This is a genomic window from Candidatus Flexifilum breve, assembly GCF_016713355.1.
This window is the reverse complement of record NZ_JADJPI010000035.1, coordinates 218708-234175: the sequence shown is the minus strand read 5'-3', so window position 1 is coordinate 234175 and position 15468 is coordinate 218708. Positions and strand designations below refer to the sequence as shown.

Genomic DNA, 15468 nt, shown 5'->3' with positions numbered 1-15468 from the left:
GACTACCTGACCATGCAGCAATCTGTGCCTACCTTCAAGGAGTAGAATCATGATTAGCGCGGCTGAAAAGCGTAAGTTGATCAAGTACATGTACGACGAAACCAACAAGGGTAACGCCAAGGTGCTGTTTGAAGTTCTGGCTCCGAACTTCGTGAGCTACGGCGGCGCTGGTTTCCAGGATTTGCACGGTCCGGAAGCTTTCTATGGTTTGTGGCAGACGTTCACAGCGGCCTTCCCTGACCTGCACTTCGAAGTGCAGATCGTCGTCGCTGGTGATGATGAATGGGCGGCGGTGCGCGGCATTCAGACGGCGACGCATCTCGGTAATTTCCTCGGCATGGTTCCGGCGACCGGTAATAAGGTTGAATGGACGGGTACCGCGTGCTTCAAGTTCGATGAAAACGGCAAGATTGTCGAACGTTGGCAAGACCTCGACAACCTGACCCTGTTCCAACAGATGGGCGTTATTCCTCCGTTCGGTTCGGCTGGCGGCTGATCCGCATAATCCTAAAGGAAAAGAACCATGACTATTCAACAGAATAAGATCATCATGTACCGCCTGCTCGACGAAGTGTGGAATCAGGGGAAACTGGAAGTCGTCGACGAAATCATGTCGGCGGATCACACCAGCCCGAGCGCGCCCTTCCTGCCGCCCGGCCCGGAAGGCACGAAGATCATCGTGAACATGTTCCGCAAGGCGATGCCGGACTATCACCTCAAGGTCGACCTGATCATGGCGGATGAGCACAAGGTCGTGGCGCGCTTCACCCAGCATGGGACGCACTCGGGCGAACCGCTCATGGGCATGCCTCCCAGCGGCCGCCGCGCGGAATGGACGGAAATTGCTGTGCTCGAAATCAAAGACGGCAAGATCGTGAAGAGTTGGTACGAGACCGATATGTTGGCGATGGTCAACCAGCTGAATCCGCAGAACTAGGTAGGGAATGGCACGGGGGAGGAAACTCCCCCGTATGGCAGCATTTCTGCTATCAAAGGAGCAGGAGCCGATGACTCCTCGTGAGATCATTGACAAGTACTACGAGTTAGCGAGTGCCGGTAACTGGGATGCGTGGTGCGATTTGTTCCACGCCGACTACGTGATGGACGAGCAGCTCGCTGGACGGATTACGGGGATGGACAATCTCCGCAATATCATGAGCGGTTTTCCGCAGGCGTACAAGAAGTTCGAGAACTCCCCCAAGCATATCCTCGTTGATGGTGATCAGGGCGCGGTGGTATCGCACATTTCCGCGTTAGCCATGAAATATCAGAACGAGCCGATTGAAGCTGAAGCCATGAACTACTTCCAGTTCAAAGATGGCAAGATTATCTACATGGCGAACTTCCACGACTCCAAACCTTTCGCTCCGTTTCTTCGCCAACTCTCAGAGGGGTAGGTTACGTCATGTCGCAAAACACTTATGATTTCATCGTGGTGGGCGCAGGTGCAGGTGGGGCAGCCGTTGCCAGCCGCCTGAGCGAAGTGCCTAACGCCAAAGTGCTGCTGCTCGAAGCCGGTACGGGCGACATTCCGCCGAATGTGCGCATTCCGGCGGCGTGGCCAACGCTCCTGTTCAGCGACATTGACTGGAAGTACTCCAGCACGCCGCAAAAGGGTTTGAACGGCCGCCAGACACCGGAACCGCGTGGTCGCGTGGTCGGCGGGTCGAGCAACCTGTACATTATGATGCACATCCGCGGCCATGAGTCGGATTTCGACAACTGGGCGTACAATGGCTGCCCCGGTTGGGCGTACAACGATCTCCTTCCGTTCTTCCAGAAATCGGAAGATCAGGATGACGACACCAACCCCACGGGCGGCAAGGGCGGCGCGATTGCCGTGTCGAACGCCAAGAACTACAACCCGAACCCGCATTCGGCGCGCTTCATCGAAGCGTGTAAGGAACTGGGCTTCCCCGAAACGGCTGACTTCAACGGGCCGAACATGATTGGCGCGGGCTGGCATCACCTGAACGTGCGCAATGGCAAGCGCCATGCGGCCAACGAAGCCTATATCGAACCGTTTATCGGCAGCCGCCCGAACTGGACGCTCAGCCCGAATTCGCTGGCGACCAAGCTGATCATTGAAAATGGCCGCTGTGTCGGCGTGGAATATATCAAGGACGGCCAGAAGACGTCGGCGCGCGCCACGGGTGAAGTCATTGTGTGCGGCGGCGCGATCGAATCGCCGAAGCTGCTCATGCTCTCCGGCATTGGCCCGGCGGCGCACCTCAAACAGCATGGCGTCGACGTGGTCGTGGATCTGCCCGGCGTCGGCCAGAACTTCCACAACCATGTCCTCACCGGCATGATCTATGAAACTAAGGAAGCGCTGAACGCCCCGAATCTGCAGATGTCGGAATCAGCGTTGTTCTGCAAATCGGATCCCGGTTGGGTTGGCCCCGATATTCAGATGGCGTTCATCAGCGCGTCGTTCGACATCATCGTCGGGCAGGCGAACCCCAACAGCATCAGCATTCTGCCCGGTGTGGTGCGTCCGCTCTCGCGCGGGTCGGTCACGCTGGCGAGCGGCAATCCGCTGGATTACCCGCTGGTCGATGCCAATTATCTCGGCGTGCAGTCGGATGCGGATCGGCTCGTGTGGGCGTTCAAGCTGGGACGCGAAATCTTCCACAGCAAGACGTTCAGCGAAGTGCTGACCGGTAAGGAACTGCTGCCGCATCCGGAAGAAAGCGTCAAGACGGACGCCGAAATCATGCAGTTTGTCCGCAACAATGCGGCGTCGTATCACCACCAGTCCGGCTCGTGCAAGATGGGTCTGGACAGCATGGCGGTGGTCGATCCTGAACTGCGTGTGTACGGTGTCGATGGCCTGCGCGTGGCGGATGCCGCCGTATTCCCGCAGGTGCCGTCGGGCAACTGCCACTCCGCGATCCTCGTCGTGGGCGAAAAGTGCGCGGACTTCATCAAGAAGGCGCATAACCTGCAGTAACCCGCGGTCTGCGGTCACCCGTAAGTGAAAATCTGCATGGCGGTTGGTTGGAATGTCTCCGACCAGCCGCCCTTCACGAAAGTAGGGCGCATGAAACTACAGGGCAAGAAAGTCGGCATTCTCATCGAGAGCGACTTCTACGAAAAAGAGATCTTCTACTACGAGCATCGCTTTCCCGAAGAGGGGATCGAACTCCATTTCCTCTCGCGCTTGTGGGGGCAGCCCTACCTGACCTTCAAGGGACACGAAGAGCATTACCCGTTCGAATGTCACGAGAGTTTTGAAGGCATGAGTGACGAGGAACTGAACAGCTACTCGGCCATTATCGTGCCGTCGGCGATTGTGTCGGATCGGCTGCGCTACACCGAAGACATCAACAAGCTGGCTCCGGCAGTGCAGTTCGTCGAACGCGCTTTCGCCAACAAGAACATCATCAAGGGGATCATTTGTCACGGCCACTGGATCATCTCCCCGGTGCCGCACCTGTACCGTGGGCGCAATGTGACCGGGCACATCAACCTGCTCGGCGATATCCGTAACATGGGCGCGAATTACCTTGATCAGGATCTCGTAGTCGATGGCGATCTGGTCACCGCGCGTACAGGCGGCCACTGCCATCTGCTCGCTCGCCAGATCATCGACATGCTGTACGAAAAAGAAGGGAAAACGGTGCGATAATGGCATTCTCTCACATTGGCCTGAGCTGCCTCGACCCCATCGCCATTGAACGCTGGTACACCAAGTATCTCGGCTTTAAACGGGCGCGTGTGATCCCGCTCGGCGCGGATCAACTGGTGTTTATCAAATCGGGCGATATGTATCTTGAATTGTTCAAGACGGCCGATAAGCGTCCGCTGCCCGCTCCGGAAAAGGACGGCTATCCGTTCGACGGCTTCCGCCACATCGCGTTTCAAGTCGACAACATCGACACTGTGCTCGCCGCACTGGGCGCGGACGCGAAGATCACGCTGGGGCCGCTGGACTTTAGCGACTTTATCCCCGGTTGGCGCACTGTCTGGGTTGCCGATCCCGAAGGCAACATCGTCGAAATCACCCAAGGGTATCAGGATCAGGACAATCCGCCTGCTCTGGACTAGTCTGCCTGCGAGTAGAGAAGAGGAATACCAGTGAAAATCGATTTTACTTTTTCAGATACGATTACCGGGTATGTCACCCATTTCAATCGTGTCGAACGCTCGGTCAAGATCAGCACCTCAGATGGGCGCGAATTCAAGGGCATTCTGACGCCCGCGACCTATGCGCGCATCTCGCAGAACCTCGAAGAACCGTATGCCGACGCGACGGGACGCCTGGCTGAACTGCTGACCCCCGGTCAGCTTGTTTACGCGTACGGCGTGTTCTACCCCGATGGCGCCGAAGGCGATTACACCTTCGAAATTAAGTCGATGGTGTTCCCTGGTAACGGCCCGTCGGTGTATCGCCACGAAGAACAGGACTGGTGGATTAAGCAGATTCGCTCAATCGGCCATTCATACCTCAAGTGGCAGTTCAACCACCCGAAAGAAGCGATCGACTACCGCAATTACCGCACGTTCCTGCATCTGGCGGGCGGCAAGAAGGGCGACTTCCTGCAGGAAACGGACACCATCTCGCGCCTTGTCTACGGGTTTGCCTCGGCGTTTCTGCTGACGGGTGAAGATGCGTTCCTCGAAGGCGCGGAAAAAGGCACGCAGTACCTGCGCGACCACATGCGCTTCTATGATGCCGAAGAACAACTGATCTACTGGTATCACGGCGTGCAGGTGAGCGGCGATCAGGAACAGAAGCTGCTGACCTCGGAATTCGGCGACGACTACGACTCGCTGCCCGCGTACGAGCAGATCTATGCCCTCGCTGGCCCGATCCAGACATACCGCGCGAACGGCGACCCGCTCATTCTCGCGGATGCGGAATTGACGGTCAAACTGTTCGACCGCTTCTTCAAGGATCACGAAAAGGGCGGTTACTTCTCGCATATCGACCCGATCACGCTGGATCCGCGCGCGGCATCGCTCCAGCACAACCGCGCCAAGAAGAACTGGAACTCGGTCGGCGACCATGCGCCCGCGTATCTGATTAACCTCTATATCGCGACGCACGACCCGAAGTACGCCGACTTCCTCGAAGACACGTTCGACACGATCACCGAACACTTCCAGGACTACGAACACAGCCCGTTCGTGCAGGAAAAGTTCTACGAGGACTGGAGCCACGACCAGACGTACCTGTGGCAGCAGAACCGCGGCGTCGTCGGCCACAACCTGAAGATCGCGTGGAACCTCACCCGTATGCAGGGTCTGAAGTGGAAAGACAGCTACGCGGAATTCTCGAAGAAGATCGCCGGTCTGATGCCGCAGGTCGGCATGGATATTCAGCGCGGCGGTTGGTACGACGTCGTCGAACGTACCCTCCAACCGGGTCAGAAGTTCCACCGCTACGTGTGGCATGACCGCAAGGCGTGGTGGCAGCAGGAACAGGGCATCCTCGCCTATCTCATCATGTACGGCGTGTACAAGGATGAAGAATACAAGCGTCTGGCCCGTGAATCGGCGGCGTACTACAACGCGTTCTTCCTCGATCACGACGACGGCGCTGTGTACTTCAATACGCTGGCGAACGGTCTGCCGTACCTGCTCGGCAATGAACGCCTCAAGGGCAGCCACTCCATGAGCGGTTACCACTCGATGGAACTGTGCTATCTGGCGGCGGTGTATCAGAACCTGCTCATCAGCAAGAAGCCGATGGACTTCTACTTCAAGCCGTACCCGAAGAGCTTCAAGGATGGCATCCTGCACGTCGAACCCGACATTCTGCCCCCCGGCTCGATCTGTATCGAGTCCGTGGAAATCGACGGCAAGCCGTATACCGACTTCGATTCGGCGGGTCTGACCGTGAAGTTGCCGGAAACGGAAGAACGAGTCAAGATCAAAGTTCGAATCGTACCCGTCTAACTACGGAGACCTTATGGACGTTCAGGTTAAGCCGTTTCAGGATGCAACTGTTGTCGAAGTGGTTGGTGATATCGACGGCAGCACCGCACCCATGTTGCAAGAACAGATTCTGGCGGTGGCCCAACCGGGCTGCCGCCTCCTTGTCGATATGAGCCGCGTTGGCTTTATGTCCAGCGCGGGTTTGCGCGTCATGCTCATCCTGCACCGGACAATTTCCGGCGGGAAGGGGCATGTGGTTCTCGTTGGCCTGTCGGAAGACATCAAAGATACGATGTCGGCGACTGGCTTCCTGAAGTTTTTCACGACCGCCGATACGCTGGAAGCAGGCTTACAAGCGCTGAACAATGGTTGATCGTATCGATATTTACCCAACTCATGTCCACGATGGGTACAAGCTCAGACCGGGGCAACCGCTGCCGTTCGGGGCAACCATCGTGCCGGGGGGCTCAACTTCTCCATCTTTTCCAGCCATGCGACGTCCTGTACGCTGGTGCTCTTCGAGAAGGGCGCAGATAAGCCGCTGGTCGAAATCCCCTTCCTTGATGAGTTTCGTATCGGGAACGTGTACTCGATGACCGTGTTCGATCTCGACTATGAAAATATCGAATATGGTTTTCGCATGGATGGCCCGTGGGACCCCAAGAACGGCCACCGTTTCGATAAAACGAAGATCCTGATGGATCCGTACGCCCGGGTTATTGGCGGACGCGATACGTGGGGTGTCAAGCCGGACTGGGACAATGTGTATCAGCACCGTGCACGCCCCGTGCTGAACGACTTCGACTGGGAACACGACAAGCCGCTGGAAACGCCCATTGAGGATCTCGTGATCTACGAGATGCACGTGCGGTCGTTCACTCGCGACGAATCGTCCAAGGTCGAGGCGGCGCCGGGTACATTCGCAGCGATGGTCGAGAAGATCCCCTATCTTAAGTCGCTGGGGGTGAACTGCGTCGAGCTGCTACCCGTTTACGAGTTCGACGAGTTCGAAGACAGCCGCCCGAGCCCGATCACCGGGGAAATGCTCTATCAATACTGGGGCTACAGCACGGTCGGATTCTTTGCGCCGAAGGCGGGCTACGCTGCGACCGGCAAGTACGGGATGCAGGTGGACGAGTTCAAGAACCTCGTCAAAGAACTGCACGCCAACGGCATCGAAGTCATGCTGGACGTCGTGTTCAATCACACGGCGGAAGGCAATGAGAACGGTCTGTATGTCTCCTTCCGCGGCATCGACAACAAGATCTATTACATGCTGACGCCGGATGGCTACTACTTCAACTTCAGTGGCACGGGCAATACGCTCAATTGCAACAACCCGATTGTGCGCAACATGGTGCTCGACTGCCTGCGCTACTGGGCCGCAGAGTATCACATCGACGGCTTCCGCTTCGACCTCGCGGCCATTCTCGGGCGTGATCAGAACGGCGCGCCGCTCTCGAACCCGCCGCTGCTCGAACAGCTCGCGCATGACCCGATTCTCGCCAAGTGTAAGTTAATCGCGGAAGCGTGGGATGCTGGTGGCCTGTATCAGGTCGGATCGTTCCCAGCCTATGGGCGTTGGGCCGAGTGGAACGGAAAGTTCCGCGATGCTGTGCGCCGCTTCGTCAAGGGTGACGATGGGCTGGTCGGCGAAATGGCGTGGCGCGTTCAAGGGTCGCCGGATTTGTATGCCACACGCGGCCCGACGGCATCGATCAACTTCATCACGGCGCACGACGGTTTCACACTGATGGATCTCGTGTCATACAACGACAAGCATAACGAGGCCAACGGCTGGAACAACTCGGACGGCGCGAACGACAACAATAGTTGGAACTGCGGTTGGGAAGGGCACACCGACGACCCGGGTATTGTGCAGATGCGGCATCGCCAGATGAAGAATTTCGCGACGATCCTGATGGTGAGTCAGGGCGTGCCGATGATCCTGATGGGCGACGAAGTCGGACGGACGCAGAACGGCAACAACAACACCTACTGCCAGGACAACATCCTTAACTGGTTTGACTGGAACCTGGTGGATAAGAATGGCGATCTTCTGCAGTTCTTCCAGAAGGTGATCGGCTTCCGGCGGGCGCACCCCGTGCTGCGCAGTCGGACGCACTTCGCCCATTCCGATTATGTCGGAAGTGGTATCCCAGACATCAGCTTCCACGGGACGGAAGCGTGGCGTCCCGATTGGTCGGGCAACAACCAACATACGCTGGCATTCATGCTGTCGGGCGACCACGCCAAGGGCGGCAAGGTGCACGACGATCATATCTACGTGGCGATCAATACCTACTGGGATGCGCTGAGCTTTGGCCTGCCGCAGCTTCCGCGTGGCAAACGCTGGCATATGGCGATCAATACCTCAATGCAAGCGGGCGAAGATATCTGGGCTCCAGGCAAAGAACCGCTGCTGGGCGATCAGGGTCATGTGTGGGTCGGCAATCGTTCCGTCATCGTCTTGGTAGGTCGCTAACTCAAAGGAGAATGTGAGCAATGGCTTTTGAAGCAACTCTGAACTTGGAAAACGGCATCGCGAAGATTACGCTGGTGGGGGAACTGGACGCGAGCGTCGCCCCGATCTTTCAGGAGAAGATTCAGGAAGCGGCCAACGCGCACGCGCAGAAACTGGTCCTGCTGATGCAAGGGCTGAGCTACATGTCGAGCGCGGGGCTGCGCACACTGGTGTTTGCCAAGCAGAAGATGGGCGCTCAGGTGAAAATCTATCTGATCGGCACGCAGGAACAGGTCGTCGAACCGATCAAGCAGACGGGCTTCCATTACAGCGTGATCATGCTGGAGACCTACGATCCGACAGTGATCGAAGGCTAAGAGGGCTTCTACGCGACCGCACGGGGGCGTTGGATTTCCAACGCCCCTTTCTCTCTCCGCAGAAGTAGTGTTCCTAACAGCAGGCAAAACGATGTCCGATCAAAAAATACCCGCAGTTGTTGTTTCTGGAAGATCGGCGGATATGGGGGAGTCCCTCAGTGCGATCCGTCAATTTGTCAGCAGTGCGTCGCAGCAGGCTGGGCTAGACAAGCAAGCTGTCTACAAGTTAACATTGGCGGTCGATGAAATCGCCGCAAACATCTTCATCTACGGTTATCGAGATACCGTCCCTGATGCGAAAATCGGGATTGCTGGTCAGATCAGCGATGGACTCCTCACCGTTCGTCTTGAGGACAGCGCCCCGGCCTTTGATCCCGTAGAACACCTGAAAACCGCAGAATTTGATCTCGATGTGCCAATTGATGAACGGATCCCGGGTGGATTGGGGATCAAACTGGCCATCGATAACGTTGACGCGTTTCGCTATGAGTACCTTGATGGGCGAAACTGCAACATCTTCATGATGAAACGCCCAGGCAAGTCGTAATATCACAGAGGGTCAAGAACTTATGTCCAACGCCATATACCGCGTGCTGGTCATTGATGACAACATCGAGAACCGTAAACAACTGGAAAATCACCTCAAGACCAAGGGGCATCTCGTCCAAGTCGCGGGCGATGGACAAGAGGGCTTGGACATGCTGTGTGCCCAGAGCTTTGACTTGATTTTGACCGGGATTAATCTGCCGAAGCTCAATGGCTTTGAACTGCTCGAGCAGATGAACGCGCATCCTGACCTGAAAAACCTCCCGGTCATCATCATTTCGGCAGTGTCGGATATGCAGGCCGTCACCCGCCTGCTGCAGCTCGGGGCAGACGACTACATTCATGAACCGTATTCGCCCGAGATGCTCGATATCCGCATGCACATTCTGATGGAGAAAGTCCTGCTGCAAAAAAGTCAGGAACTCCACATGAAGCGCTCAGAGCGGATGGCGGAGCTGATGGAGAAGGTGATTTTGCCGGTCGGTATCGCCTTATCGACCGAACCGAACTTCGATCACCTGACCGAACGCATTCTGATGGAGGCGAAGCAGATCTGTAACGCCGACGCCGGGACGCTCTACATCCGCACGCATGATGATAACCTGCGATTCGCGATTGCGATCACTGAATCGCTGGGAGTGCATGTGGGCGGCACGAGCGGTCGACCGATCTCATTTTCGCCGCTGCCGATGTACAACCGGGCGACGGGCGAACCTAATCACCACAATGTAGCGACCTACGTTGCGCTGACGGGCAAATCGATTAACATCCCGGATGTATACGTCGCTGAGGGTTTCGACTTCGCCTCGACCAAAATCTTCGACAAGCAGAACAGCTACCGCACTGTGTCGAGCCTGACGGTGCCGCTCAAAGATAACAAGGCGGAAGTGATCGGCGTGCTCCAGTTGATCAATGCGCGCGGCGAAGATGGTACGATTGCCGCCTTTGACGATTACAATCGGCTGGTGGTCGAGTCGCTCTCGTCGCAGGCGGCCATTGTGATGAACAATCATCTGCTGGTGCAGCAGCAGCAGAAAATGGCGAAGATCGAGAACGATATCGAAATCGCGCGGCGCATTCAGAACAACTTCCTGCCGAACCAACTGCCGGTTGTCCCTGGTTGGGAGATTGGTGGGCGCTTTCAACCCGCGCGTGAAGTCGCGGGTGACTTCTACGATCTCTTCATGATGATGAATGAGCGCCGCCTCGGCATTCTAATTGCGGACGTGTGCGATAAGGGCGTGGGCGCGGCGCTGTTTATGTCGCTGACGCGCAGCCTGATTCGCGCGTTTGCCATGATGAACCACAACGTCAACTGGGCGGAAAACCTGTTTGATGACAGCGGAACTACTCTGGGGCGGAACAAGTCCAGCCGCGTGGCGATTCGCGCCAATGCGCTCAAGACAGCGGTCGTAGATACGAACGAATACATCACGACGCATCATCTCGATCTCAATATGTTCGCGACGATGTTCTTTGGCATGCTTGACCCGGCGACGGGGACGCTGCTGTACATCAATGGCGGCCACTGCCCGCCGATGATTATCAGCCCGACGGGCGAGATCAAGGCGCGCCTTGAACCGACCGGGCCAGCGGTCGGCATGTTCCCCGGTGCGGAGTTCGAGATCGCTGATGCGCAGCTCGATTATGGCGATATGCTGTATGCGTTCACCGATGGGGTGACGGACGCGCGCAACCCGGCGGGCAAGCTGTTCCATGAAGCCGGCTTGATCTCATTGGTGCATCCGCCGCTGGATTCGGCAAAGGGCTTCCTCGACCGCGTCGATAATGCGCTGTACAACCACATCGCAGATGCGATTCAGTTTGACGACATCACGATGGTAGCGGCGCGGCGCGAACCGAAAGCGTAACCGAGGTTTCGGTACACATGGATCAGATGGGGCGCAGTGATGCGCCCCGTTTGCTTGGTTAAGCCTGCGTCAGCGGTAAGTACACGCGAAAGCGGGTATCCCCCGGTTGGGAAGTTACGCGAATATCCCCGTGGTGGCGGTTGACCACAATCCGATACGCGATATCAAGGCCGAGTCCCGCGCCCTCGCCGACGTTCTTGGTCGTGAAGAAGGGTTCGAAGATGCGTGGGAGGATGTGCGGCGGAATGCCCACCCCATTGTCGGTGATTTCGACCACCGCACACTCGCCTTCAACTTCTGTATGAATATGCACACTGCCGCGCCCGTTTGTGGCGTCGACGGCATTGTCGATGATGTTGGCCCAGACCTGCTCAATATCCCCCCATGTAGAGTGGGACAAGCGGGACATTCGACGCATAGTCGCGTGTGATGGTCATGTTGCGCAGGGCGTGCCCGAAGATGACCAGCGTGTTGTCGAGTACGTGATGGAGGTTCGCCTACTGCAGCGGGCTCTCGTCGAGCGCTGAATAGGCGGTCACGGCGTTGATCATCTCGGAGATCCGCACCGTGCTCTGTTCTAGCGTTGTCAGGATGCTGCGCATGGTCAGCATCCCGTCGATCCAGACTACTGCTTCGTCGAGTGCGTCGTGCGGGATAATCTCGGCGAGCGCGTCCAAATCATCAACCTGTGTGTGCCCCTGCGCTAATGCAGGTGCAAGTTCCCACGCATTGTCGATCCCGCGGTCTTCCAGCCACTGGCTGAGCTTCTCTTCAAGGTCACTTTGCTCCAGCGCGTTCAATCGGGTGGCGTGGTTCCCCCGTGCGACCAGCGTATTGAGCAGACCAGTGATCGCGCTGATCTGCTCCGCCGAGAGGTTAAGCTGAGACAGATTCAAGAGGAGCGATTGCAGCATCGACAGCGCTTCAGGGAGCTGCTTGGCGGCGCGCAGGCTGGCGGCGGCGGGGTTATTCAGCTCGTGCGCTAAACCCGCCGACAGGCGACCAAGGGCGGAGAGCTTCTCATTCTGCTGCAAGACAGACTCGGTATCGCGAACGCGCGTTACCATCGTGATCAGCAGGAGGCGCGCGACAGGTGAGGTGTTGAGATCGGCGAAGAGCGCCGGCGCAAAGCGCAAAAAGCGGCTGTGTTGAACTGCGCGCCCGGTCGCCGTGTGGTTGAGTCCGGTCAGAATCGAGATCTCGCCAACGAACACCCCGGGCTGATACTGTTCGAGCACGACAGGTCGTCCGCCGATCAGTTTATTGATTTCGGAGTTCCCCTTCCGAGCAGGACGTAGAGCCCAGAGGCAGGATCGCCTTCGGCAAAGAGGATGTCATCGGCTTCCAGCGCGAGTTCTTCGGCGGCCGGTAGGAGTGCTAACAGGTCTGCGTCCGAGACGCCGTCGAAGGTGTGCATCTGACGCAGGGCTTGCAAGACCATAGGGTAGGCTCCTTCATCAACCGTCACTGGATTTAAGCGTTTGAATGGTCTCATTGTAGCCGATTTTGCTGGATACGTGGCACCAAAAAGGCATTGTCACCCGCAGTACAGTGAGGATGAGTGAAAGGAGAGAAAAGGCGCGTAAGTATGCTCGTTTCTGGTCGGTCGCTTTAAATTTCTAGAACTGCTATAGGCGACAGGAGGTCGGAGAGCATGACCAAGCGAACTCAACTTGCACAAGAGTATTACAGTGCATTCGCCACCGGTGATCGAGGCTTTTTCGAGGAGCATCTGGCCGATACATTCACATTTTCGGCTCCGCCAGACCCTCATCTAGACCGGGCGGGTTACTTTGAACGGTGTTGGCCGGGTGCGGGTACGGGGCAGACGTTTAACTTTATTCGCCTGATCGAGGTTGGTGAAGAAGTGATTCTGACCTATGAAGCGCGACAACCGAACGGTGAGACAGGCAGAAACACTGAAATTCTCACGTTTGAAGGCGACAAATTGATCCGTGCCGAAGTCTACTTTGGTTGGAAGGTAACCTAAACCCGCGTGTGCGCTTCAGGAAAACGGACGAGCCGTACGGCTCGTCCGTTTGTGTCTTGATGCGAATGCTGGTCTAGATGTCGAGGTTGCGCACCGTTTTGGCATGCGTCTGAATGAAGCGGCGGCGTTCCGGGACGCTGGTGCCCATCAGCATGTCAAATACGCGATCCGCTTCTACGGCATCATCGATGGTGACCTGCAGCAGCGTGCGCCGTGCCGGGTCCATCGTGGTCTCCCACAGCTGTTCCGGGTTCATTTCACCGAGACCCTTGTAACGGCTGACCTTCACCTTATCGGGTTCCTTGTAGCGGTGGAGCGCGCGGGCGAGGATTTCGTTTTCACCCATGCCGGCTTCCATGTACAGGTATTCGATATCTTTGCCCGCTTGCAGGCGGAAGATCGGCGGTTGGGCGATGTAGAGATGCCCTTCAGTGATCAGCGATGTCATGTGGCGGAAGAAGAACGTCAACAACAGCGTGCGGATGTGGCTGCCGTCGACATCAGCGTCCGTCATGATGATGACGCGGCCATAGCGCAGGGAATTGATGGTGAAGTCTTCGCTGATGCCAGTCCCGAGCGCGCTGATCAAGGACTTGATTTCGTTGTTGTCGAGCATCTTGTCGAGGCGGGCGCGCTCCGTGTTGAGGATCTTGCCACGCAGCGGCAGAATCGCCTGAAAATGGCGATCACGGCCCTGTTTGGCGGAGCCACCGGCGCTGTCGCCTTCGACGATGTAGACTTCGGCGTTGTCGCCATGCGACGAGCAGTCGGCGAGTTTGCCGGGCAGGGTAGAGCTTTCCAGTAGACTGGGACCGCTGCGCACCAAATCACGCGCCTTGCGGGCGGCTTCACGGGCGCGCATGCTGGTCATGCACTTTTCAACGATTTTGCGTGCTTCACGCGGGTTCAATTCGAGGAATTCGTTGAACGCCTCGGTCACGACCGATGACACCGCGCCCTGCACTTCGGGATTGATCAGCTTGACCTTGGTCTGGCTCTCAAACGAGGGATGCGGGTGCTTGATGCTGACAATCGCCGTGATGCCTTCGAGCGTGTCCGAACCGGAGAAGTTGCTATCTTTCTCTTTGAGTAGGCTGGCCTTACGCGCGTAACGATTGATCACACCGGTAATAGCCGAACGCAAACCAGTCAGGTGCATGCCGCCGTCCGGCGTGTTGATGGTATTGGCGAACGCCAGTTCCGTGATCGCGGCCGTGTCGGTGTACTGGAAAGCAACTTCCACGCCGATATTGTAGGGCGCTTTGCCCTCAGGCGGCGTGATCGTCACTTCGCGATCCATGTAGACCACCTGATGGATCGAATCGCGAGTGCGGTTGATGTAGCGCACAAAGGATTCAACCCCGCCCTCGAAGTAGAAGGTGGTTTCCTTGGGAATTGGACGAATACGCTCGTCGCGCAGCGTAATGCTCACTTTGCGCGTGACGAAGGCCATTTCACGGAAGCGCTGCGCCAGCGTCGAAAAGCTGAACTCGTTGTGTTCCAGAACTTTGAAGTCCGGTTTAAAGGTGATGGTTGTCCCGGTGCTCTCGTCGTCGGACAGCGGGCGAGTCTGCTCGATATCGCCAACGGGGTGCCCTTCGCGGTAGGTCTGCTGCCACAGGTAACCATCGCGGAATACCTGTGCCACCAACTGTTCAGAGAGCGCGTTCACCGCAGTGACACCGACGCCGTGCAAACCACCGCTGACCTTATAGGCGCTGTTGTTGAACTTGCCACCCGCCCCGACCTTGGTCAGTACAACTTCCAATGTCGAGATGTCCGGGTACTGCTTGTGTCGCCCTACGGGGATGCCGACACCGTTATCTGAGATCGATACCACATTGTCGTCATAGAGAGTCACGACGATGCGATCACAGCGGCCAGCCAGCGCTTCGTCGACGGCATTATCCACGACTTCGTAGATGAGGTGGTGAATTGCGCGTATATCTGTCCCCCCAACATACATACCGGGGCGCAGTCGAATATGCGCTAATGGATCGAGCGCCTGAATGCTGTCCTCGTTATACACCGGGGCAGTGACTTTGTCCGCCATTCCAACTCCTATACGCGAGATTTTATGGTGAAAATGGAAACGTCCTTTCATTAATTATACCCCACGTTGGGGCGGAGTTCAATTCGCAAAAACAAGTGTTCTAACTGCTGCGGGAGCGTCTGCCTTGACAGACAAGCGGAACACTCCTAGAATCGCAAGTGTGTGCTGCCCCTGTAGCTCAATGGACAGAGCAAAGACCTTCTAAGTCTGAGGTTGTAGGTTCGAATCCTGTCAGGGGCGCTGTTTTTCTTCACTTGACCCTCGTGCGTCCGGCTATCGTCTGA

16 protein-coding genes, 1 tRNA gene and 1 pseudogene are annotated in these 15468 nt (G+C 56.9%); 14 read left to right on the top strand and 4 right to left on the bottom strand.

Translation table 11 applies throughout. From position 1 onward, the window contains the following. Window positions 1-49: 49 nt before the first annotated feature. The 12 genes and pseudogenes from IPK17_RS23975 (at window position 50) to IPK17_RS23920 (ending at window position 11141) form a co-directional block, all read left to right on the top strand. Window positions 50-496 carry an ester cyclase gene (locus IPK17_RS23975; RefSeq protein WP_343420223.1) on the top strand — a complete coding sequence of 149 codons (447 nt, stop codon included), beginning with the start codon at window positions 50-52 and terminating at the stop codon, window positions 494-496. 27 nt (window positions 497-523) lie between these two features. Then, on the top strand, window positions 524-937 hold the full coding sequence (locus IPK17_RS23970; RefSeq protein WP_343420222.1) for an ester cyclase: 414 nt from the start codon (window positions 524-526) through the stop codon (window positions 935-937). A 70-nt stretch (window positions 938-1007) separates the two neighbouring features. Beyond that, a complete protein-coding gene (locus IPK17_RS23965; protein ID WP_343420221.1) occupies window positions 1008-1397 on the top strand; it encodes a nuclear transport factor 2 family protein in 390 nt (129 codons plus the stop codon). Between the two features lie 8 nt (window positions 1398-1405). Further along, window positions 1406-2953, top strand: a complete 1548-nt coding sequence (locus IPK17_RS23960; protein ID WP_343420220.1) for a GMC family oxidoreductase — start codon at window positions 1406-1408, stop codon at window positions 2951-2953. 90 nt (window positions 2954-3043) lie between these two features. After that, window positions 3044-3631 (top strand): DJ-1/PfpI family protein, encoded by a 588-nt coding sequence (locus tag IPK17_RS23955; RefSeq protein WP_343421502.1) that lies wholly within the window; start codon window positions 3044-3046, stop codon window positions 3629-3631. Then, window positions 3631-4050, top strand: a complete 420-nt coding sequence (locus IPK17_RS23950; protein ID WP_343420219.1) for a VOC family protein — start codon at window positions 3631-3633, stop codon at window positions 4048-4050. The genes IPK17_RS23955 and IPK17_RS23950 overlap by 1 nt, the downstream gene beginning before the upstream one ends. 24 nt (window positions 4051-4074) lie before the next feature. Beyond that, window positions 4075-5904, top strand: coding sequence for an AGE family epimerase/isomerase (locus IPK17_RS23945; protein ID WP_343421501.1), 1830 nt, complete (start codon window positions 4075-4077; stop codon window positions 5902-5904). Between the two features lie 13 nt (window positions 5905-5917). Beyond that, on the top strand, window positions 5918-6256 hold the full coding sequence (locus tag IPK17_RS23940; protein WP_343420218.1) for an anti-sigma factor antagonist: 339 nt from the start codon (window positions 5918-5920) through the stop codon (window positions 6254-6256). Beyond that, window positions 6249-8368 (top strand): annotated as a pseudogene (glgX, locus tag IPK17_RS23935) (glycogen debranching protein GlgX). Before IPK17_RS23940 ends, glgX begins: the two are co-directional and overlap by 8 nt. A gap of 20 nt (window positions 8369-8388) precedes the next feature. Then, entirely contained in the window at window positions 8389-8724 is a 336-nt protein-coding gene (locus tag IPK17_RS23930) for an STAS domain-containing protein (protein WP_343420217.1), read from the top strand. 91 nt (window positions 8725-8815) lie between these two features. Then, the gene (locus tag IPK17_RS23925) at window positions 8816-9271 is read left to right on the top strand and encodes an ATP-binding protein (protein WP_343420216.1); all 456 of its coding nucleotides are present in this window, start codon (window positions 8816-8818) and stop codon (window positions 9269-9271) included. Between the two features lie 22 nt (window positions 9272-9293). Further along, complete coding sequence (locus IPK17_RS23920) at window positions 9294-11141, top strand: SpoIIE family protein phosphatase (protein ID WP_343420215.1); 1848 nt, start codon at window positions 9294-9296, stop codon at window positions 11139-11141. A 58-nt stretch (window positions 11142-11199) separates the two neighbouring features. On the opposite strand, the gene IPK17_RS23915 is transcribed toward IPK17_RS23920, so the two are convergent. From IPK17_RS23915 to IPK17_RS23905, 3 genes are all read right to left on the bottom strand, one after another. Next, window positions 11200-11541: a sensor histidine kinase gene (locus tag IPK17_RS23915; protein WP_343420214.1), complete on the bottom strand. Its 342-nt coding sequence runs from the start codon at window positions 11539-11541 to the stop codon at window positions 11200-11202. 97 nt (window positions 11542-11638) lie between these two features. Continuing rightward, a complete protein-coding gene (locus IPK17_RS23910; RefSeq protein ID WP_343420213.1) occupies window positions 11639-12379 on the bottom strand; it encodes a sensor histidine kinase in 741 nt (246 codons plus the stop codon). Window positions 12380-12396: 17 nt separating this feature from the next. Continuing rightward, window positions 12397-12582: a hypothetical protein gene (locus tag IPK17_RS23905; protein WP_343420212.1), complete on the bottom strand. Its 186-nt coding sequence runs from the start codon at window positions 12580-12582 to the stop codon at window positions 12397-12399. A gap of 213 nt (window positions 12583-12795) precedes the next feature. Here IPK17_RS23905 and IPK17_RS23900 point away from each other — a divergent pair, with 213 nt between their 5' ends. After that, on the top strand, window positions 12796-13131 hold the full coding sequence (locus tag IPK17_RS23900; protein WP_343420211.1) for a nuclear transport factor 2 family protein: 336 nt from the start codon (window positions 12796-12798) through the stop codon (window positions 13129-13131). A gap of 73 nt (window positions 13132-13204) precedes the next feature. Here IPK17_RS23900 and IPK17_RS23895 read toward each other — a convergent pair whose 3' ends face one another. Beyond that, window positions 13205-15184 carry a DNA gyrase/topoisomerase IV subunit B gene (locus tag IPK17_RS23895; RefSeq protein ID WP_343420210.1) on the bottom strand — a complete coding sequence of 660 codons (1980 nt, stop codon included), beginning with the start codon at window positions 15182-15184 and terminating at the stop codon, window positions 13205-13207. A gap of 167 nt (window positions 15185-15351) precedes the next feature. Between IPK17_RS23895 and IPK17_RS23890 the strand changes: the two genes are divergently transcribed. Then, window positions 15352-15424: transfer RNA gene (locus IPK17_RS23890), tRNA-Arg, on the top strand. The last annotated feature ends 44 nt before the right edge of the window (window positions 15425-15468 follow it).